General features: G+C 62.2%; 20 protein-coding genes. 8 read left to right on the top strand and 12 right to left on the bottom strand.

All coding sequences use genetic code 11. The features are described from left to right. Nucleotides 1-175: 175 nt before the first annotated feature. The 3 genes from msrQ to AC2FNB_RS16455 form a co-directional block, all read right to left on the bottom strand. Nucleotides 176-772, bottom strand: a complete 597-nt coding sequence (gene msrQ, locus AC2FNB_RS16465) for a protein-methionine-sulfoxide reductase heme-binding subunit MsrQ (RefSeq protein ID WP_496747980.1) — start codon at nucleotides 770-772, stop codon at nucleotides 176-178. 4 nt (nucleotides 773-776) lie between these two features. Beyond that, nucleotides 777-1,679, bottom strand: a complete 903-nt coding sequence (gene msrP, locus AC2FNB_RS16460) for a protein-methionine-sulfoxide reductase catalytic subunit MsrP (protein ID WP_480748791.1) — start codon at nucleotides 1,677-1,679, stop codon at nucleotides 777-779. A gap of 75 nt (nucleotides 1,680-1,754) precedes the next feature. Then, nucleotides 1,755-3,242, bottom strand: a complete 1,488-nt coding sequence (locus AC2FNB_RS16455; RefSeq protein WP_496747978.1) for an FMN-binding glutamate synthase family protein — start codon at nucleotides 3,240-3,242, stop codon at nucleotides 1,755-1,757. A 106-nt stretch (nucleotides 3,243-3,348) separates the two neighbouring features. Here AC2FNB_RS16455 and AC2FNB_RS16450 point away from each other — a divergent pair, with 106 nt between their 5' ends. Next, nucleotides 3,349-3,795 (top strand): DUF302 domain-containing protein, encoded by a 447-nt coding sequence (locus AC2FNB_RS16450; RefSeq protein ID WP_480748793.1) that lies wholly within the window; start codon nucleotides 3,349-3,351, stop codon nucleotides 3,793-3,795. Between the two features lie 94 nt (nucleotides 3,796-3,889). Here the strand turns inward: AC2FNB_RS16450 and AC2FNB_RS16445 are convergent, their stop codons facing one another. After that, nucleotides 3,890-4,297: a nuclear transport factor 2 family protein gene (locus AC2FNB_RS16445; protein WP_496747976.1), complete on the bottom strand. Its 408-nt coding sequence runs from the start codon at nucleotides 4,295-4,297 to the stop codon at nucleotides 3,890-3,892. A 186-nt stretch (nucleotides 4,298-4,483) separates the two neighbouring features. On the opposite strand from AC2FNB_RS16445, the gene AC2FNB_RS16440 reads away from it, so the two are divergent. Further along, the gene (locus AC2FNB_RS16440; RefSeq protein WP_496747974.1) at nucleotides 4,484-5,488 is read left to right on the top strand and encodes a DUF1214 domain-containing protein; all 1,005 of its coding nucleotides are present in this window, start codon (nucleotides 4,484-4,486) and stop codon (nucleotides 5,486-5,488) included. A 130-nt stretch (nucleotides 5,489-5,618) separates the two neighbouring features. On the opposite strand, the gene AC2FNB_RS16435 is transcribed toward AC2FNB_RS16440, so the two are convergent. The 4 genes from AC2FNB_RS16435 to AC2FNB_RS16420 form a co-directional block, all read right to left on the bottom strand. Next, nucleotides 5,619-6,488, bottom strand: a complete 870-nt coding sequence (locus AC2FNB_RS16435) for a formyltransferase family protein (RefSeq protein ID WP_496747972.1) — start codon at nucleotides 6,486-6,488, stop codon at nucleotides 5,619-5,621. Continuing rightward, nucleotides 6,485-6,922: a hypothetical protein gene (locus tag AC2FNB_RS16430; protein WP_496747970.1), complete on the bottom strand. Its 438-nt coding sequence runs from the start codon at nucleotides 6,920-6,922 to the stop codon at nucleotides 6,485-6,487. Before AC2FNB_RS16430 ends, AC2FNB_RS16435 begins: the two co-directional genes overlap by 4 nt. Nucleotides 6,923-7,044: 122 nt before the next feature. Next, entirely contained in the window at nucleotides 7,045-7,662 is a 618-nt protein-coding gene (locus AC2FNB_RS16425) for a cysteine hydrolase family protein (protein WP_480748798.1), read from the bottom strand. Between the two features lie 197 nt (nucleotides 7,663-7,859). Beyond that, on the bottom strand, nucleotides 7,860-10,754 hold the full coding sequence (locus AC2FNB_RS16420) for an error-prone DNA polymerase (protein WP_480748799.1): 2,895 nt from the start codon (nucleotides 10,752-10,754) through the stop codon (nucleotides 7,860-7,862). Nucleotides 10,755-10,878: 124 nt separating this feature from the next. Between AC2FNB_RS16420 and AC2FNB_RS16415 the strand changes: the two genes are divergently transcribed. Then, complete coding sequence (locus AC2FNB_RS16415; RefSeq protein ID WP_496747968.1) at nucleotides 10,879-11,346, top strand: DUF1203 domain-containing protein; 468 nt, start codon at nucleotides 10,879-10,881, stop codon at nucleotides 11,344-11,346. Between the two features lie 3 nt (nucleotides 11,347-11,349). Here AC2FNB_RS16415 and AC2FNB_RS16410 read toward each other — a convergent pair whose 3' ends face one another. Beyond that, nucleotides 11,350-12,342 (bottom strand): ABC transporter ATP-binding protein, encoded by a 993-nt coding sequence (locus AC2FNB_RS16410; protein WP_496747966.1) that lies wholly within the window; start codon nucleotides 12,340-12,342, stop codon nucleotides 11,350-11,352. Nucleotides 12,343-12,431: 89 nt separating this feature from the next. On the opposite strand from AC2FNB_RS16410, the gene AC2FNB_RS16405 reads away from it, so the two are divergent. Continuing rightward, entirely contained in the window at nucleotides 12,432-12,611 is a 180-nt protein-coding gene (locus tag AC2FNB_RS16405; protein WP_480748802.1) for a zinc-finger domain-containing protein, read from the top strand. A gap of 126 nt (nucleotides 12,612-12,737) precedes the next feature. Next, nucleotides 12,738-15,545 (top strand): DNA polymerase I, encoded by a 2,808-nt coding sequence (gene polA / locus AC2FNB_RS16400; RefSeq protein WP_496747964.1) that lies wholly within the window; start codon nucleotides 12,738-12,740, stop codon nucleotides 15,543-15,545. 49 nt (nucleotides 15,546-15,594) lie between these two features. Here polA and AC2FNB_RS16395 read toward each other — a convergent pair whose 3' ends face one another. Next, nucleotides 15,595-15,825, bottom strand: a complete 231-nt coding sequence (locus AC2FNB_RS16395; protein WP_496747962.1) for a DUF2798 domain-containing protein — start codon at nucleotides 15,823-15,825, stop codon at nucleotides 15,595-15,597. A gap of 69 nt (nucleotides 15,826-15,894) precedes the next feature. Continuing rightward, complete coding sequence (locus tag AC2FNB_RS16390; protein ID WP_496747960.1) at nucleotides 15,895-16,650, bottom strand: hydroxypyruvate isomerase family protein; 756 nt, start codon at nucleotides 16,648-16,650, stop codon at nucleotides 15,895-15,897. A 167-nt stretch (nucleotides 16,651-16,817) separates the two neighbouring features. Between AC2FNB_RS16390 and AC2FNB_RS16385 the strand changes: the two genes are divergently transcribed. Beyond that, the gene (locus AC2FNB_RS16385; protein WP_496747958.1) at nucleotides 16,818-17,756 is read left to right on the top strand and encodes a DMT family transporter; all 939 of its coding nucleotides are present in this window, start codon (nucleotides 16,818-16,820) and stop codon (nucleotides 17,754-17,756) included. Between the two features lie 80 nt (nucleotides 17,757-17,836). On the opposite strand, the gene AC2FNB_RS16380 is transcribed toward AC2FNB_RS16385, so the two are convergent. After that, a complete protein-coding gene (locus AC2FNB_RS16380; protein ID WP_496747956.1) occupies nucleotides 17,837-18,418 on the bottom strand; it encodes a DUF1285 domain-containing protein in 582 nt (193 codons plus the stop codon). 64 nt (nucleotides 18,419-18,482) lie between these two features. Between AC2FNB_RS16380 and AC2FNB_RS16375 the strand changes: the two genes are divergently transcribed. Both AC2FNB_RS16375 and AC2FNB_RS16370 read left to right on the top strand, forming a co-directional pair. Beyond that, nucleotides 18,483-19,490, top strand: coding sequence for an AAA family ATPase (locus tag AC2FNB_RS16375; protein WP_496747954.1), 1,008 nt, complete (start codon nucleotides 18,483-18,485; stop codon nucleotides 19,488-19,490). Further along, nucleotides 19,487-20,039 (top strand): DUF58 domain-containing protein (locus AC2FNB_RS16370; RefSeq protein ID WP_496747952.1); only part of this gene is annotated, 553 nt, incomplete at its 3' end. The genes AC2FNB_RS16375 and AC2FNB_RS16370, both read left to right, overlap by 4 nt.

The following is a 20,039-nucleotide window of genomic DNA, read 5'->3' as shown; positions in this document are numbered from 1 at the left end:
CCTGTTTTCAACACCTTACAAGAAATACACCCGCCCAAATCAAACCAAAAAAACAAACACCACAAACACACATCCCAAAAAATAACAAAACAAAACCCCAAACAATCGGACTCGCCCAAGGTTATCCACAGACTCGCGGGGGGGGGGGCGCCAGTTCAAGGGCTTGATTCACCGGTCAGGCAACAGCCCTCTTTCGACCCGACGACAAGCGCAACAGTAACAGGCCGGTCACGAGACCCAGATAAATCAGAGGTTCGATCTGGAAACCTTTCACCAGCATCACGTAATGCACAACTCCAAGCAATACTGCGGGGTAAACCAGTCGGTGCAATCCGCGCCATTTGGGGCCCAGCCTGCGCACCGACCAGTTGTTGGATGTCACCGCCAAGGGCAGCAGCAGGACAAAGCCCGCCATGCCGACCGTGATGTAGGGTCGCTTGAGGATGTCCGCCCAGATCTGGGTCAGGATCTGCACGTCCAGAACCAGCCAGACCAGCAGATGGCAGCACACGTAGTAAAAGGCGAGCACCCCTATGGCGCGCCGGAACTTCATCAGGTTCAGCCCCAGCCAACGGCGTAGAGGCGTCACAGCCAGACCGGCGATCAGCAATTGCAGCGCCAATTCGCCCAGTTTGTGCTCCAACTCCTTGATTGGCTCGACCCCAAGCCCGCCGGTGGCACCCAGATACAGGAGCCAAGGCGCGGGCAACACACCGACCAGATAGATCAGCCACACCGGAACGCGGCGGAGATATGTGTTCAGAACATCCATGGCGTCAGAAGTATTTCGCCAGATCCATACCATCGTAAAGTCCCGCGACCTCTTGTTCGTAGCCGTTGAACATAAGCGTAGGCACTCGTTTGGCAAACAGTCCACCGCCAATCTTACGTTCGGTCGCCTGACTCCAGCGCGGGTGATTCACATTTGGATTCACATTGCTGTAAAAGCCATACTCGTTCGGAATGGACATGTTCCAGCTGGTAGGTGGCTCGACGTCGGTCAGGGTGATCCGCACGATCGACTTGATCGACTTGAAGCCATATTTCCATGGAACAACCAGCCGCAAAGGCGCGCCATTCTGATTGGGCAACGGTTTGCCATAAATACCGGTGGCCATCAATGTCAGCGGGTGCATCGCCTCGTCCAGCCGCAATCCTTCGCGATAAGGCCAGTCGAGCACCGGGTAGCGCGTGCCAGGCATCTCTTCGGGACGATAGAGGGTTTCGAAGGCCACGTATTTCGCACCTTCCTGCACGCCTGCCAAGTTCAGCAGATCGGCCAGTTCGAATCCGTTCCAGGGCACCACCATGGACCACGCCTCTACACAGCGAAACCGATAGATACGTTCTTCGATCGTCATTTCGGACATCACATCCTTGAACGAGTAATCTCCGGGTCGGTCCACCAAACCGTCAATCTTGATCGTCCAGGGATCGGTGGTCAGAACGCTTGCATAAGCTGCCGGGTCACCCTTGCCGGTGCCGAATTCATAATAGTTGTTATAACCGGTGATCTCTTCCCAGCTGTTCGGCTCTAGCGCGTCCGCTGCCGCAGGACGGCCCAGTGTGGCCGCGATACCAAGCCCCGCGGCGCCCGCGATAAACCGTCTTCGGTTCAGGAACGCAGCCTCGGGGGTCACATCAGTGAGGCTCAGGTCATTTTGCCAGCGATGGGCCATTTCAGTCTCCGGTCAATTCACATGTTTTCGATTTAGGCGTGATCAATCAAGTGCGCAAAGCAACTCCACTCACATTCACGGCATGGAATTGTAACTTGGGAGAATCTCGTTCATGGGAATCGAGCGCCCGTTGTCCTGCATGATCCGGACATGGCGGCGGCGCATCTGGCGCGGTTCACTTACACCAACTGAATGCGCAATGATTTCCACTTCGTGAGTGATCTCTTTGGCATAAGACGCCACGCGTTTGCTTTTCTTCTGCGGGACAAGCCCTTTCTGAAAGCGTGGATCATGGGTGGTTATTCCCGTGGGACAGGTATTGCGATTGCATTTGAGGGCCTGGATGCATCCCAGAGAAAACATGAATCCGCGCGCTGAGGTGACAAAATCAGCCCCGGCCGCCAGAGCCCAGGCGACGTCCGATGGGTTGATCAGCTTGCCGCTGGCAATGATCCGGATACGGTCCTTGAGACCGTGTTCGTCGCGCAGATTGGTGATCAGGGGCAAAGCCTCGCGCACGGACATACCGACGAGGTCGATCAGCGGCATCGGCGCCGCACCGGTGCCGCCCTCACCGCCGTCGATGGTTATGAAGTCAGGGGCGCAGTCGGTACCGCGCGCATTGATTGCCGCAAAGAATTCCCGAAACACGTCCTCGGTTCCGACCACGGTCTTGATTCCCACCGGCTTGCCGGTGACTTCTCGGACCCGTACGATCAGGTTCAACAGATCTTCGATATTGGAAACGTCGGGGTGCCGGTTCGGCGACAGGCTGTCCTGCCCAATGGGTATTCCGCGAATGGAGGCGATTTCTTCGGTAATCTTAGCTGCAGGCAGGATGCCGCCCTTGCCGGGTTTGGCCCCCTGGGCCATCTTGATCTCGAACATCCGCACAGTGTCATTCGCGGCCACTTCACGCAGCTTGTTATCGCTGAGCAACCCGTGTTCGTCGCGCACACCATATTTTGCGGTTCCGATCTGGAAAACGATGTCGCAACCGCCTTGCAGGTGATAGGGGCTGAGGCCGCCTTCGCCGGTGTTGAGCCAGATCCCGGCTTTCTTTGCGCCATAGCTCAGCGCCTGCACGGCGGGTTTCGACAAAGCGCCATAGCTCATGCCGGAGATGTTGAAGAATGACGGCGCGAGATAGGGGACGCGCGCGGTCGGGCCGATCAGGAGCGGCGCGGTTTTTGCGGCGTCGTCGTCCAGCGTGGGAAAGGGCGCGTTGACGAAAATCGGCGTGCCCGGAATGCTGAGATTGCGGGTTGAGCCAAAGGCAACGGTGTTGTCCTTGCCGCCCGAGGCGCGACCGACCCAATCCCTTTGTGCCCTGTTGAACGGAAGTTCTTCGCGATCCATGGCAAAGAAGTATTGCCGAAAGAATTCTCCTAATTCTGTGAAAATATTACGAAATCTTCCGATAATCGGATAATTCCTGCGGATCGCATCCGTGGTCTGGAACCGGTCGATACAGAACAGGACAAAGGCGGCAAGCACGAAAAGGCCTACTGCTGCTGCAAAGGCAAAGGCCATTACTTCGATTGCATTCATCGCAAAACCCATGCGAAAACTCCGATATGTTGATGTGGGGCAAGGACGGCCCGAAATTTCAGCTCAAACTGATCATTGGAATGCCAGGTGGCAAGCCACGACTGATCACAAAAGGAGAATGACTTTGAAACAGTTTTTCCTGACAACAAGCCTTATTTTGATGACTCAGACAGCTCAGGCACAGGATATGGTGAGTTACGCGACCCCGGATAGCTTTGACGATGTGTCTTTCGCGGTGGAAAGCGCCATCGTGGGTCAAGGGCTGGTGGTCGACCATATCAGTTATGTCGGTGACATGCTGGAGCGCACGCGCGAAGATGTGGGATCAGACAAGGTTCTGTTTACAAAGGCAAATGTTTATTCGTTTTGCTCTGCCTCCCTGTCCCGCAAGGTGATGGAGGCCGACCCGATGAACATTGCCTTTTGCCCCTATGACATCTTTGTCGCCGAGTTGGCGGACAAGCCAGGAGAGGTGATTGTCGGCTACCGGAGTTTCCCGGAAGGCCCGATGCAGGAGGTTCAGGCGTTTTTGGACGGAATCGTGCGGGATGCCGTCGGCGACTAGATGTACCCGCGATCTGTACGAATTGTACCGGCTTCGGGACCCCTCTGGTGCGAAATGTACAAGAGAATCCGAGCGTCAGCCCGATGCCGCAACCTCAATCCGGCGGCTCGAAGACCCGGCGCAGCAAGTCGGTGTCGAGATAGGCGGTGATTTCGGTGATCCGGTCACCGGGCATGACCATCGCCCAACAATAGGTTTGGTCATAGCAGATGCCGGTCGTTGTCACGCCGCGGCTGATGAAGCGCAGGAACAGCTTGTCGCCCTCGCCCGCAAGATCGACAAATGTCGTCTTCAGCGGCCCGTCGAGAATGGAGAGCAACGGGCCAAACGCGTTGTCGATGAGCGCCTGTTTGGAGTGGTAGGTGCCAGAGACAGAGGTGGTGCCGATCACGGTCCAGGTCACGTCGTCGGCGATCATGTCAAAGAACGGGCGGCTGTCGCCGCCTTCCCATGGCCGGAACGCCTCGTGCAGGCGGCGCTTGTTGGCTTCGGTTTTCGACATGGAGAGAGTTTAGGCCAAACATGGCGCGAATGCCACGCATGTCGCGTTCAGTGCCGGCGCGATACCTGCGACGCCAAGCCCGCCAGCGCGGCGATGATTGAGATCAAGGCAAATTGCGGGGCCTTGCGTTAATGTCCGGGTGATTTTCCGAAACCATGGCCTGTATTTCAGAAAGGATTCACGATGATGAGACTGCCCCTGATCGCGCTTGCGATTTGTGCCCCTGCCCTCGGCTTTGCCGAGAACGTTACGATCGGAAACCTTGTTCGGGCCGAATCCGATACCATGATCCGCGCCAACTTGGCGAGCAACGGCGTAGGCATTGGAGAGATTCTTCACGAGCGCAATCCCGTATCGGCGGAAAACCCGCAACCGATCATCCGCGCCAATCAGGACACGCTTTATTCGGCCGTCGTGCTGGATCTTTCAAAACCGGTGACAATCACGCTGCCCAACGCCGATGGCCGCTTTCAGTCCATGCTGGTGATCAACCAGGATCACTATAGTTACGTCGAGGCAACGCCCGGGGCCTATGAACTAACCGAAGACAAGGTGGGCACGCGCTTTGCCTTTGTTCTGTTCCGGACCTTTGTCGACGCGGCCAATCCTGGTGATCTGTCTGTGGCGCACGACATGCAGGATGCCATCGCGTTGAGCGGCGGAGGCGACGGCCCGTTCGATGCACCTGACTGGGATCTTGAAAGTCTGGCCCAGGCGCGGAAAGCGGTGAACGATCTGGCCAGCGCGGTCGGATTTGACGTCAGCCGCGCCTTTGGCCGCAGGAACGAGGTCGACCCCATCGACCACATGGTCGGCGCGATTGCCGGTTGGGCCGGGCAACCGGCCACGACGGCCTCTGCCGTCATCGGCAGCGTTGAGGCGAATGACGGCACCATTCCGCACGCGGTCACGGTCAGGGATGTGCCGGTCGACGCGTTCTGGTCTGTCACGGTCTATAACGCGGACGGTTATCTGGAACCAAATGCACTTGGGCGCAACAGCTTCAACAACACCTCGGCAATGCCGAACGATGACGGGTCTTACACCCTGCACTTTGGCGGTTGTGACGACGGGCGGGTGAACTGCATCCCGATAACGCCCGGCTGGAACTATACGGTGCGCCTGTATCAGCCACGGCAGGAAATCCTTGACGGAAGCTGGACCTTCCCCGAGATCGAACCCGTTGGGTGATCATCCGCATTCGGCATGGTGTGACAGGCAGATCGTTGAATTCGTCGAGCAACAGGTTCAGTGCCTGGCGGAGTCCCGATCAACGGCTCAAATACGGTGTCGGTGAACCCGTTCCCTTTGCGTCTACCTGTCAGGTTGTCGGTTCTGCCATCTGTCGGATCAGATCGTCCGACAGTCTGGCTTCGAAATCCACGGCATCGACCGGACCGTTCTTTCGCAACACAGCGTCAATCAGGACACTGGTCAGTTCCGGAACGCAGGCTGACATCCGATCCACAAATTGCTTGCCGGTTGCCGTGACGTGACCCTGCGCGTTGCCGATGTTGACCGGGCAGGACACACCGATTGCGGGACCTGCATCGAGTTCGGTCGTCATTTTGTGGATGGTCATGCGGGTCCAGGGATCGTCACGGTCCTGCAGGTCGCGAAAGGGTTGCGCCCCCGCGCCGTGCCCCCCTGGCAGGTCGGCGGGGTGGAAATTGATGACGCCGTATTTCGGCACCGACAAAAGACCATCGTCAAAAAGCTGACCGCAGCCGCAGACGAGGATGAGGTCAGGCGCCCAGGACTTGAGTTGCTGGCGGAACCAGTCGATCTTGAGTTCGCCGGTATAGACGGACAGACCGGCCTGAAGCCCGGTTTCAATGACCTCGGCCGTCATCTCGAACCGCTCATGTGCGTCGAAGAATCGCCAGAGGCGTTTGTGCATGCTCAGCTTGGCGGACTCTTCGACCGCGTCGTCGGTACAGACCGCGACAAGCCGCAGGTCTTTGGGCCGCGCCCGTTCGAACGCAATCAAAGACTCAAGCATCCGTGCCCCGAACTGATACGCGGCGACGGCCAGAACAGAAAGTCTGGCTTCATCGCGTGCTCTGGCCTCTGCCGCGGCGGGCAGTATCAATTCACCCCATCGAGATCCGGGAATGTCCTGAAATACCCGCCCCGGCAAATCGTGACGCAGCTTTCGGTTCAGCCGCTGTTGATCGAAGGCCGTCGTCATCTGAGGTCAGGCCCCTGCCTGGAACCCTGCCCGGCTTCGGCGATCCTGGTACTGTTCCCGAACGCCGCCTTTTGCAGGAATTCGAAGCGCCAGACGATCTGCAGCGGTTTGCCGATGCAATAGGCTTTGCGGCGGTAGAACTTTCCGCCCAGCGCGCCAAGCCCGCCGGTGCAGGCGCGATACCGTTCGGCGGCCCTTTCGCCGATGTCGTCCTGCATCAGCATGGTGACCACGGCCCGGTAGCCGTAACGCTCGGCCCGAACGCACGCGGTGACGGATTCCTCGGACGCGCCGCTTGCACGGTTGCATTCTGTCGCAATGAAATCCCGCACCCGGGGCGGTACCGGGATGTCCGGATCAGGCCACCGTATTTCGGCAAACGCCAGCCCCGGCAAAACGCCCAGACTCAGGAATATGATCGCAAAACGTCGCATGTTTCGCCTCCTGCCGCTCGGCCCCATCCTAGCACAAGAGGATCACGGTGTCCGTTCAAGTATCAGTCTTGAGGCGGACCCCTTCGCGGGCGACGGTCGGCTGGCGTTTGGTGGGCTGCAAGCTATGCCGCTGTGGCAGAGGTGGTTGCTTCTTCCCACTGCGCGACCACTTCATCTGCGGTCAGGAACTGGTTTTCCGGGTCCGTCGCATACCAAGTTTCAAAATACTCGAGACCACTGTCATGGCCCTCTTGGGTGAAGGCCTGCAAACAGTCAGTGACCCAGACGAGGTTGAAACCCTTTTGGAAAGCGTCGCCCGACGTGTGCCTGCAACAACAGTCCGTGTGGAGGCCGGTGATGTATAATGTATCAATGCCTTTGGACCGAAGAAGGCTTTCCATATCGGAACATTGGAATCCGCTGTATGTGGTTTTTGGGACGCTAAGGTCGCCGGGTTTCATTGCCAGCTCCGGCACGATCTCGGCCGATTTGGTTCCCTTCATCGAGTGTGGCGGCCACTTTCTCATTTCGAGGTCATCCGGGGTATGCTCGTCCGTTGAGTACAAAACCAACGCGCCTGCCTTTCGGGCACCTTCCAGGAGTTTTTGCATGGGCGGAATGATAGCCTTTGCGCGGGCCTGATAGTCCGGTCCTCCTGCGTCAGCGATAAAGTATCCCGGCTCAATAAACTCATGAGCCATGTCTACGAGAATTACGGCACTCCTTCTGGGGTCAATCATGGCCTTCTCCCTGTTGTTTGTACACTAACGATTTTTATGCTCGCCGAAAGAACCGATTCGGTCAAGTTTTATTGAGAAAAACTGACTTCGGGTGGTACCGACCAACGGGCAAAACCGCAAATCTGTGAGGCTTTGCCTGCGGTTGAAAGATGGGCTGCAGGGGACTGTGCAGTCGGATTAGCCTCCGTCCCACACCCTCACGCCCCCGGTGTCAGCAGGTGGCGGAGGAGGGCGACGGGGTGGGCCTTGAGGCTGAGGCGCAGGGCGACGTAATCCTCGACCACCTCCTCGCCCAGCGACATCTGCGGCAGGTGGGCGGCGGGTTCGGAGAGGGCCTCGCCTTCGATATCCTGCGCAAAGAGCGGCAGGGGGCGCGCGGGGGCGATGGCCTTGGCGGCCCAGAGCGCCTCGCGCCGGTTGAGGCCACAGGCGGCAAAGGCGTCGGCCTCGGCCAGCCGTTCGATGACCGCGGGGGACAGGCCCGCACGGCGCCAGACGTCCTGAACCTCGTGGTATCCGTTGCCGCGCGCGGCGGTGAGCCAGCTTGCGTCCTCCTCGGCCAGGCCCTTGATCTGGCGAAAGCCCAGCCGCAGGGCCAGCCCGCCGCGCCCGTCGGGTTCCATCACGTTGTCCCAATAGCTGGCGTTGATGCAGACGGGGCGGACCGGCACCCCGTGTTCACGGGCGTCGCGCACGATCTGGGCGGGGGCATAGAACCCCATCGGCTGCGAATTCAGGAGCGCGCAGGCGAAGATGCCGGGGTGGTGGCATTTGATCCAGGCGCTGGCATAGACCAGCAGCGCGAAAGAGGCGGCGTGGCTTTCGGGAAAGCCGTAGCTGCCGAAGCCCTCGATCTGGGAAAAGCAGCGTTCGGAAAAGTCGCGGTCATAGCCGTTGCGTTCCATTCCGCGCAAAAACAGGGCGCGGAATTCGCTGACATTGCCGTGTTTCTTGAACGTCGCCAGCGAGCGGCGCAGCCGGTCGGCCTGTTCCGGGGTGAAGCCCGCGCCGACGATGGCGATCTGCATCGCCTGTTCCTGAAACAGCGGCACGCCCAGCGTCTTGCCCAGCACCTCACCCAGCGCATCCGAGGGAAACTCGACCTTCTCCTCGCCGTTCCGGCGGCGGATATAGGGATGCACCATGTCGCCCTGGATGGGTCCGGGGCGGATGATGGCGACCTCGATCACCAGATCGTAGAAGTTGCGCGGGCGCATCCGGGGCAGAAAGTTCATCTGGGCGCGGGATTCGACCTGGAACACGCCCACCGAATCCGCGCGGCAGAGCATGTCATAGACCTTTGGGTCCTCGGGCGGCAGGGTGGCCAGCGTATAGTCGGTCTGGTGGTGCTGGGCGATCAGGTCGAAGGCCTTGCGGATACAGGTGAGCATGCCAAGGCTGAGGACGTCGACCTTGAGAATGCCAAGGCTGTCGATATCGTCCTTGTCCCAGCAGATGACGGTGCGATCCTCCATCGTGGCGTTTTCGATCGGCACCAGTTCGTCAAGCCGCCCCTCGGTGATGATGAAGCCGCCCACGTGCTGAGACAGATGGCGGGGGAAGCCCACGATCTCGTAAACCAGCGCCATGGTCTGTTTCAGGCGGCGGTCTTCGGGGTCCAATCCGATCTCGCGCATCCGCTGCGCTTCGAGCCCGTCGGTCGAAAAGAAGCCCCAGAGCTGGGAGGCGAGGCCGGAGATGGTATCTTCGGTCAGGCCCATGGCGCGGCCGACCTCGCGGATGGCGCGCTTGCCGCGATAGTGGATGACGGTGGCGCAAAGACCCGCGCGGTGGCGGCCATAGCGTTCATAGATGTGCTGGATCACCTCCTCGCGCCGTTCGTGTTCGAAATCGACGTCGATATCGGGCGGTTCGTCGCGCGCCTCGGACACGAAGCGTTCGAACACCATGGTGCCCATCTCGGGGCTGACCGAGGTGATGCCGAGACAGTAGCAGACCACCGAATTGGCTGCCGAGCCGCGCCCCTGGCAGAGGATGTGGCGGGAACGGGCGAAATGCACGATGTCGCGGACGGTCAGGAAATAGGGTTCGTATTTCAGCTTGGCGATGAGGGCCAGCTCATGCGCCAGCATGTCCTGCACCCGGTCGGGCGCCCCCGCCGGATAGCGCCAAGCCAGCCCCTGATGGGCCAGCCGGCGCAAACGTTCGGTCGGGGTTTCGGTGTCGCTGCCCTCGCTGGGATATTCATAGCGCAGTTCGTCAAGGGAAAAGGTAAGCTGCTGGCCGAGGTCATGAGCGCGGGCCACCGCCCCTTCGTGGCCCTTGAAGATGCGCCGCATCTCGGACCCCGAGCGCAGGCGCTGTTCGCCATTGGCCAGCGCCCGGCGGCCCAGCTGGTCGACCCGGCAGCGCAGGCGGATGGCGGCCAGCACGTCGGCCAGTTTGCGGCGGCGCCCGTGATGCATCAGCGGCGCGGCGCTGGCGAGGGTCGGGATGCCGAGCCCGCGCGCCCCGGCATCCAGCGCGGCAAACCGGGCGGCATCGGCCCCGTCGTAGCGGGGGTGGAGCAGCAGGTGCATCCGACCGGCAAAGTGGCGCGACAGCCGCTCTGCCTGTGGTCCCCATCCGACCGCACCGCCCTGCCCCCGCTGCGCCTGTGGCCAGAGCAGCAGGTGAAGACCCTCGGAAAACTCCATCAGGTCGGACAGCTGCAGGAGACAGTCGCCCTTTTCCGCGCGCAGCCGCCCGGTGGAGAGCAGCCGGCACAGGCTGGCCCAGCCCTGCCGGTTCAGCGGCAGGGCGGTGACGGGCGGGGCGTCGGTGAAGATCAGCCGCGCCGCCGGGATCAGACGCGGCACGGCATGTACCGGAAACGAGGGCGGTTTCGGGATATGATCCGGGCGCGGCGGGCCGATGGGGGTATTCTGCCCCTCCCACGTCAGGCGTTCGCGCACCTTGCGGGCAATCTCGCGCGCGCGGGTATGGGCGCGCACGATCCCGGCCACGGAATTGTCGTCGGCGATGGCGATGGCGGGCAGGCCCAGCGCCACCGCGCGCTCCATGTATTCCTCGGGGTGGGAGGCCCCGGTGAGAAAGGTGAAATTCGAAGTGATCGACAGTTCGGCATACATGGCGATTCACCATTATATTCACGTTTTGTTCTTTTTCGAGTCCTTCCTGCCATTACGCAGGAAACGGGTCGTTCCGGCGATGCGGCACGTGCATCTTGGGAGCAACGAAAGAAGGAGACGAAAGATGTTCAGGATCGTTGCGATGACCACGGAAGACGTTCGCGCCTATCAGGCCGGTGCGCCAGATGCCTATGGCAACCCGCCGGAACGCGCGGTGTCAGAGGGCGGCGGCAATCCGTGCCGTCATTGCCTGCGCTATATCCCTGAAGGCGAAGAGATGCTGATACTGGCACACCGGCCCTTTGCCCAGGCGCAGCCATATGCCGAGACCGGGCCGATTTTCCTGTGCGCCAAGCCCTGCGACCGGCACGAGGACGGGGGCGGTATGCCCGAGGTTCTGGCGGGATCGCCCGATTACCTGATCAAGGGGTACAGCGCGGGCGAACGGATCGTCTATGGCACCGGTGCGGTGACGCCGACCGACCAGATCGGCGCGGCAGTGGCGCGGATATTCGAACGGCCCGACGTGGCCTATATCCATGTGCGCTCGGCCCGCAACAACTGTTACCAGGCACGGATCGAGCGGAGCTGACGCTCAGAGCCTGACCCGGTGCATTCCGCCCGGAGGGGTGGCGGTGTCGTCGGCGGGCGGATCGTCGGCGCGGCTGGAGGTGAGGGCAAGGAACACGTCCTCGAGATCGGCCTCTTCGGTGCGCACGTCGCGGATGCGGATACCGGCGCTGCGCACCGCTTCGAGCACCTGTTCGGCGCTGGTGTCGTGGTTGTGGTACTGCAATTCGAGCGTGCCGTCCGGGCGCAGCTCGGCCTGAACGCCCTGGGCCTGCGGCAGGGTGGAGATGGCGGTATCGGGCACGATGACCATGGTCCGGCTGTCGAGGCGGCCCAGAAGGTTGGCGGTGCTGTCCTGGGCGACCTTTTCGCCCTGGTTGATGATGGCGATCTCGTCGCACATCTCCTGTGCTTCTTCCAGATAGTGGGTGGTCAGGATGATGGTCATGCCCTGTTGGTTCAGCTTGCGCACATTGGCCCAGAGCATCTGGCGCAGTTCGATGTCGACGCCCGCCGTCGGTTCATCCAGCACCAGAACCCTGGGGTGATGCACCAGCGCCTTGGCCAGCAGCAGACGCCGCCGCATGCCGCCCGAAAGCGTCCGGGCATAGGCCCCCGCCTTGTCGGACAGACCGACGAGTTCGAGGATCTCGTCGCTGCGGCGTTGCGATTTGGGCACGCCATAAAGCCCGGCCTGAACTTCCAGGGCGCCGCGCGGGGTGAAGAAGGGATCGAGGTTCAACTCCTGCGGCATCACGCCGATGGCGGCGCGGGACTGGCGCGGGAACCGGTCCTGATCGTGGCCCCAGATCTCGACCTGGCCTGAGGTCTTGACCACCAGCCCGGCAAGAATGTTGATCAGCGTCGATTTGCCCGCGCCGTTGGGACCCAGCAGGCCAAAGACCGAGCCGCGCGGCACCGTCAGGTCGATGCCCTTGAGCGCCTGTTTTTCCGGCTGTCCGCGCCCGCCGCGATAGGTTTTGCGCAGCCCTTCGATCCGGATTGCATCCTGGGTCATTTGTCGCTCTTGCCCCCGCTTGGCTCATCGCTCATAAACGCACCTAATACATGCCCGCAAGGCCGACAACCGAAGAAGGATCGCCAGCCGTGACTCTAGATGCGCCGGAAACCAAGATCGTCGAAACCGCCCGCGTTGCCTGTGACGGTGGCGAAGGCGCGCTGGGGCATCCCCGGGTGTGGCTGCAGATCCCCGAGGATCAGGGCTGGGTCGAATGCCCCTATTGCGACTGCAAATACGTGCTGGACGGGCGCGAAGCGGACGCCTGAGCGCAGGCCTGACGCGCGGGATTGAGTATTTATGAAAAGATGAAGTGACCGGGCGTGGTGACGGGTGGTTCTGTCGCCGCGCCCGTGTCATTAGTGTGCTTGGATTGAACAGGGAAAGGGCGCGAAATGACCACGACGTTCGGAAAAGGCTGCCATCTGCATCTGATCGACGGCTCGGCTTTCATCTTTCGCGCCTATCACGCGCTGCCGCCGCTGACGCGCAAGTCGGACGGGTTGCCGATTGGGGCGGTGTCGGGGTTCTGCAACATGCTGCAGCGCTATGTGGATGGTGATCACGGGGCCGATGCGCCGACCCATATCGCGGTGATCTTTGACAAGGGCAGCCACACGTTCCGCAACGAGATGTACGACCAGTACAAGGCCCATCGCGAGGCGATGCCCGAGGATCTGCGGCCGCAGATTCCGCTGACCCGCCAGGCGACCGAGGCGTTCAACATCGCCTGCGAGGAGCTGGAAGGGTATGAGGCCGACGACATCATCGCCACGCTGGCGCATCAGGCGCGCGATGCGGGCGGGCGGGTGACCATTGTCAGTTCGGACAAGGACCTGATGCAGCTGGTCGGCGACGGGGTCGAGATGCTGGACGCGATGAAGAACAAGCGCATCGACCGCGACGGGGTGTTCGAAAAGTTCGGCGTGTTCCCCGAGCGCGTGGTCGATGTGCAGGCGCTGGCCGGTGACAGCGTCGACAACGTGCCCGGTGCGCCGGGGATCGGGATCAAGACCGCGGCGCTGTTGATCAACGAGTTCGGCGATCTGGAAACCCTGCTGGACCGCGCCGAAGAGATCAAGCAGCCCAAGCGCCGCGAGACTCTGATCGAAAAGCGTGATCAGATCGAGTTGTCGAAACGGCTGGTGCAGCTGGACGCGGAGACGCCGCTGAATTTCACGCTGGACGACCTGGAGCTGCGCGACCCGGACCCCGAGAGACTGTTGGCGTTTCTGTCCGAAATGGAGTTCCGCACCCTGACCAAGCGGATTGCCGACAAGCTGGGGGTCGAGGCGCCGGTGATCGCCGAAGTTGCGGCGCCTTCGGCCAGTGATGATGCGCCCGCCCCCGAACAGCCGCCGTTCGATGCGGCGAAATACGAATGCGTGCGTGATGCCGCCGCATTGCAGAAGTGGATCGATCAGGCGAAGGAACGGGGGTGGGTCGCGGTGGACACCGAAACCACCGGCCTTAACGAGATGATCGCCGATCTGGTGGGGATATCGCTGTGCATCGAGCCGGGCGAGGCCTGTTACATTCCGCTGACCCATCGCGAGGGCGCGAGTGACGATCTGTTCGGCTCGGACGCCTTGGCCGAGGGGCAGATGCCGTTGGAGGAGGCGCTGGCCCTGTTGAAGCCGGTGCTGGAGGACCCGGCGGTTCTGAAGATCGGGCAGAACATGAAATACGATGCCAAGATCTTTGCCCGCTATGACGTGAGGGTCGCGCCGATCGATGACACCATGCTGATGTCCTATGCGATGCATGGCGGCGAGCACGGGCACGGAATGGACACGCTGGCCGAGCGCTATCTGAGCCACACGCCGATCCCCATCAAGCCGCTGCTGGGGTCGGGCAAATCGGCGATCACCTTTGACAAGGTGCCGATCGACGAGGCCACCGCCTATGCCGCGGAGGATGCGGATATCACGCTGCGCCTGTGGCAGCTGTTCAAGCCGCAGCTGCACCGGGCGCGGGTGACCACCGTCTATGAAACGCTGGAGCGCCCGCTGGTGCCGGTGCTGGCCGAGATGGAGATGCATGGCATCAAGATCGACCGCGAGGTTCTGAGCCGCATGTCGAACGCCTTTGCCCAGAAGATGGCGGGGCTGGAGGCCGAGATTCACGAGCTGGCGGGCGAAACGTTCAACGTCGGCTCGCCCGCGCAGTTGGGCGAGATCCTGTTCGACAAGATGGGGCTGGAAGGCGGCAAGAAGGGCAAGACCGGAAAATACTCGACCGGGGCCGATATCCTGGAAGACCTCGCCACCGAGCATGAACTGCCGCGCCGGGTGCTGGACTGGCGGCAGCTGAGCAAGCTGAAATCGACCTATACCGACGCGCTGCAGACCCATATCAACCCCGACACGGGCCGAGTGCATACGTCCTATTCAATCACCGGGGCCAATACCGGGCGGCTGGCCTCGACCGATCCGAACCTGCAGAACATCCCGGTGCGCACAGAGGAAGGCCGTCGTATTCGTGAGGCCTTTATCGCTGAGCCGGGCAATGTTCTGGTCAGCCTTGACTATAGCCAGATCGAGTTGCGGATTCTGGCGCATATCGCGGAGATCGACGCGCTGAAGCAGGCTTTTGCCGACGGGCTGGACATTCACGCGATGACCGCGTCCGAGATGTTCGACGTGCCGCTGGAGGAGATGACGCCCGAGATCCGGCGGCAGGCCAAGGCGATCAATTTCGGGGTGATCTATGGCATTTCGGGCTTTGGTCTGGCCCGGAACCTGCGCATTCCACGGGCCGAGGCGCAGGGCTTCATTGATCGCTATTTCGAACGTTTCCCCGGCATCCGGCGCTATATGGACGACACCATCGGCTTCGCCAAGGAACATGGCTATGTCCAGACGTTGTTCGGGCGCAAGATCCACACGCCCGAGATCAACGCCAAGGGGCCGCATGCGGGGTTTGCCAAGCGCGCGGCGATCAACGCCCCGATCCAGGGGACGGCAGCGGATGTGATCCGGCGCGCGATGGTGCGGATGCCCGCCGCCATCAGGGACCTGCCCGCCAGAATGCTGTTGCAGGTACATGACGAATTGCTGTTCGAGGTGACCGAGGATGCGGTGGGCGCCACCATTGCCGCCGCGCGGGATGTCATGGAAGGCGCGGCCGACCCGGCGGTGAAGCTGGATGTCAGGCTGACCGTGGATGCCGGGCGGGGCGCCAACTGGGCCGAGGCGCATTAGGCACTGAACGCGCCGCTCATCAGGCCCGGCGGGCCGTCTTTGCGCCGGGTCAGGCCTCGGGCCTGACCATGCGGGCCACCAGTTTGCGGACAAAGGGGCCGGCGATCAGGATGACCGCAAAGGCGATCGGCCAGCTGGTAACCCATGCCGCCATCCAGTTCGAAGTCACACCCGGCGCAAAGCCCAGCGTACGCAGGGTGGCCACGCAGGTCACGATGCAGGACATCAGCCCCGATATGAGGAGGGCGAAAACGATGTGCGAAAAGCGGGCGGGGATCATCTGGACATCTCGGTTTGTTGGTTCTTCACATTCGGTATATGAGATATGGCATCTGGCCGTCAGCGCGCATCATTGCCGCATCCAGTGCAGTGTGTCCACAGTGCGCGGGGTCGACGGGGTATACTCGGCGCTGACCCAGCCGTCATAGCCGCTGGTATCGAAGGCGTGGAACAGCGCCGGAAAGTCGATTGCGCCGGGCGCGGGTTCGGAGCGGTCGGGGGCTGCGCCGATCTGGATATGGGCCACCCGCGCGCGGACCCTGTGCCAGACCGCCAGCGCGTCGCCGTGGATCATCTGGGCGTGAAAGCTGTCGAATTGCAGGCCGACATTGGGACGGTTCACGCGGTCTAGGATCTCGGCGGCGAGATCGTAATCATTCAGGAAATAGCCCGGTTGCGAGACCGGGTTCAGCGGTTCGATGGTGAAGCGTTGATCCGGGGCGTGATCGGCGGCCCATTGCAGGTTGCGCACCAAGGTGTCCGCCGCTTCGGCCCCGGTTGCATAACCGGACATCAGATGGACCAGACCGGGGCGAAGGACCTGAACATAACGCAAAACGCGGCGGATGTCGGAGCGAAACCGGGCCTCTCCGTGTGGTATGGCGGCATAGCCGGGGTCGCCGCCGGCATAATTTGGCGGCGGTGCATTGATCAGGACCAGGTCCAGACCCGAGGCGAGCAACGCATGTTTGGTCTGTTGTGCCGGGGCATCATAGGGAAACAGGATCTCGACGGCCTCGAACCCCGCATCCGCAGCTGCCTGAAACCGGTCGAAGAACGGCAATTCGTTGAACAGCAGGGACAGGTTGGCGGCAAATCTGGGCATGTCGGCTCTCGCGTGGTGTGGCCAAGTCATAGACGGGTAAAATTTCCGGTGAAAGGGTCAGGAAACGACAGTTTGTCGAAAACAGTTCAGACCTGCGGGGGCAATTCGCGTTGCGTCGGGCAGAACCCGATTCGGGTTTTCCACCCTGACCGACCGAAAGAGCCGCCATGTCGCTTAGTCCGGACCCCGTCCGAGGATTTGCACCCGCCGCGCCGGGCCGGGACGTGTTTTCGGGAAACGCGCTGGCGGTTGCGTCGATGCTGACCTGGGCCGCCGGGTTTCCGGCGGCGGAGATCCTGCTGCAAAGCTGGCCGCCGCTGACGCTGATCGTGGCCCGTCTGGCGCTGACCGTGAGCGTGCTGGTTCCGGTCTGGCTGATGCTGGATGGCCCTGCCCGCGTGTTGCGGGCGCGGTGGGGCCGCGCCCTGTGGGTCGGCGGCATCGGGTTTGGCGTGGGGACCTATCTGTTGCTGATCGCGCAGAAGATGACCGATCCGGTCACGGTGGCGCTGATCGTGTCCTGCGCGCCGCTGTTCAGCACGATGCTGGAAATGGCCGCCGGAACCCGGCGGCTGCGGTGGACCTTTGGTCTGGGCATGGGGGCCTCGGTCATCGGCGGGCTGATCGCCACAAGTGCGCTGGCCCCGGCGCAACTGGGGCTGGGTGCAGCCTGCGCGGTGCTGTCCACCGGGCTTTACTGCTGGGCCAGCATGGCCACGGCGCGCGATTTCCCCGAACTTGGCCAGACCGGACGCGCGGCGATCACCTTTGTCGGTGGTCTGTTGGCGGCGAGCGGTCTTTTGTTGTTTTCGTGGCAGGCCGGGCTGGATGTGATACCGGCCCTGCGCTTCGACGCGGAACAGGCCGGGATGCTGGTGATCTATGCCCTGATCTCGATGGCGCTGAGCCAGGTTCTGTTTGTCGCCTCGGTCGGGCGGCTGGGCATTGCGGTGGCCTCGTTCCACATCAACGTCGCGCCGTTCTATGTGATGATCATCATGCTGACGCTGGGGGCCGGGTGGAACTGGACGCAGGCCCTTGGCGCGGCGATCGTGGGGCTGGGCGTGGTTCTGTCGCAGATCCGGCCCGGTCGCGCGCGGCGATAGGGCGGAAGGGGCGCTGCCCCTCTTGCCCTGCGGGCAATTCACCCCGGGGTATTTGGGACAAGAAAGAAGCGCGGGTTTGTTCAGCTGTCTTCGAGATCCTGCGACGGGAGGATCGGGAAGAACCGGCCCGAGGACCAGATGCCGAACCAGCCGTCGTGATGAGTTCCGAGCTCGATCAGCCGGTAGAAGCTTTTGCGGTCGATCCGGGCTTCGAGGTCGGCGCGGATCAATACATAGGGCGAGGGTTCATCCGTTTCCGGATCGTGAACAACGCGGATGGGATGGCCGGGACCGGCAATGGCGGTGTCGCCGACATGGGTCGTGAAGGTCAGGTGCTGCGCCGCGCCGTCACCCGTGGCGTCCACATCGACCGCGACAAACGGCGCGTCATCGACGGTGATTCCCACCTTTTCGACGGGGGTGACGAGGAAATACTTGCCGTCTTCCTTCTTGAGAATGGAGGAAAACAGGCGCACGAGCGGGAACCGGGTGATCGGCGTGCCCTGATAGAACCACGTGCCATCGCGCGCGATACGCATGTCGAGATCGCCGCAAAAAGGGGGATTCCACAGGTGGATCGGTGGCAGGCCCTTTGGTTTGGACGCCCTGACCGATGCGGCCAGGGCATCGGCGGAGGGGGTCACGGTATTTTGTCCGCTCATTGTTTTTGCCATTTCCTCCCGGCGCGATACACTTCAATCATATAACTCCACGGAAGGGAAAGCCATGTCCGAACCTGCCGAGCTCGTCGCCGAGATCGAAGCGCTTGAAGAAAAGCTGCAACAGGCCAAATCCTCGATCACCCGCAGGTTCATCGGGCAGGAGCGGGTTGTCGACCTGACGCTGACCGCGCTGTTGTGCGGCGGGCATGCGTTGCTGATCGGGCTGCCGGGGCTGGGCAAGACGCGGTTGGTCGAGACGCTGAGCACCGTGATGGGGCTGCATGGCAACCGCATCCAGTTCACGCCCGACCTGATGCCCGCCGATATCCTTGGCTCGGAGGTGCTGGACACCGCCGAGGATGGATCGCGCCATTTCCGGTTCATTCAGGGGCCGATTTTCTGTCAGCTTTTGATGGCGGACGAGATCAACCGGGCCAGCCCGCGCACCCAGTCGGCGCTGTTGCAGGCGATGCAGGAGCGGACGGTGACGGTGGCGGGCGAGGACCGGGCGCTGGGCGTGCCGTTTCACGTTCTGGCCACGCAGAACCCGATCGAACAGGAAGGCACCTATCCGTTGCCCGAGGCGCAGCTGGACCGGTTTCTGGTGCAGGTCGATGTCGACTATCCCGACCGCAAGACCGAGCGCGATATCCTGATCGCCACGACCGGGGTCGAGGAGGAGCAATCATCGCAGATCTTCACCAAGGAAGAGCTGCTGGCCGCGCAGGTATTGCTGCGCCGGATGCCGGTCGGCGAGTCGGTTGTCGAGTTGATCCTTGATCTGGTGCGCGCCTTCCGGCCCGAGGAGACGGGCGCGTCGGAGCGGGTGCGCGAGACCGTGGCCTGGGGGCCGGGGCCGCGCGCGGCGCAGGCGCTGATGATGACGGTGCGGGCGCGGGCGATGCTGCAGGGGCGGCTGGCACCCAATGCGGAAGACGTGATCGACATGGCGCGACCGGTGCTGAGCCACCGGATGGCGCTGAACTTTGCCGCGCGGGCGCGGGGCGACAGCCTGGCCGACCTTATTGAAGCCACCGCCGCGGGGCTGACCCGCAGCGAGGCGGCGGCGTGAATGCGGCGCTGACCCTTCGCGAAAGATCCGAGGCCGAGGCGTCACGGCTGCCACCGCTTTTGGCACGGGCCGAGCATCTGGCAGGAACAGTGCTGCTGGGGGATCATGGCCGTCGCCGCGCCGGTCTGGGTGACGATTTCTGGCAATACCGGCCTGCACAGGTGGGTGACAGCAAGCGGATGATCGATCACCGGCGTTCGGCACGGGGGGATCAGCAATATGTGCGAGAACGCGAGTGGCAGATCGCGCAATCGGTGATGTTGTGGGTGGATCAGGGCGCATCGATGCGGTTTACCTCGGACAAGGCGCTGCCAACCAAGATCGACCGGGCGCGCCTGCTGGGGCTGGCGACCGCGATCCTGCTGGTGCGGGGCGGCGAGAGGGTCGGGTTGAGCGGAACGTCCTTGCCGCCCCGGCGCGGCAACGCGCAGGTGGTGCGGCTGGCGCAGGCCTGGGCGAAGGACGCCGAGGCCGACTATGCCCCGCCTGAACACCGCGCGATGATCCCGCATTCGCGGGCGCTGTTCATCTCGGATTTCCTGGGTGATC

This window comes from Ruegeria sp. BHSB058 (assembly GCF_059613285.1).
Note: the sequence above shows the minus strand (reverse complement) of the source record. Positions and strands in the feature narration are given on the sequence as shown.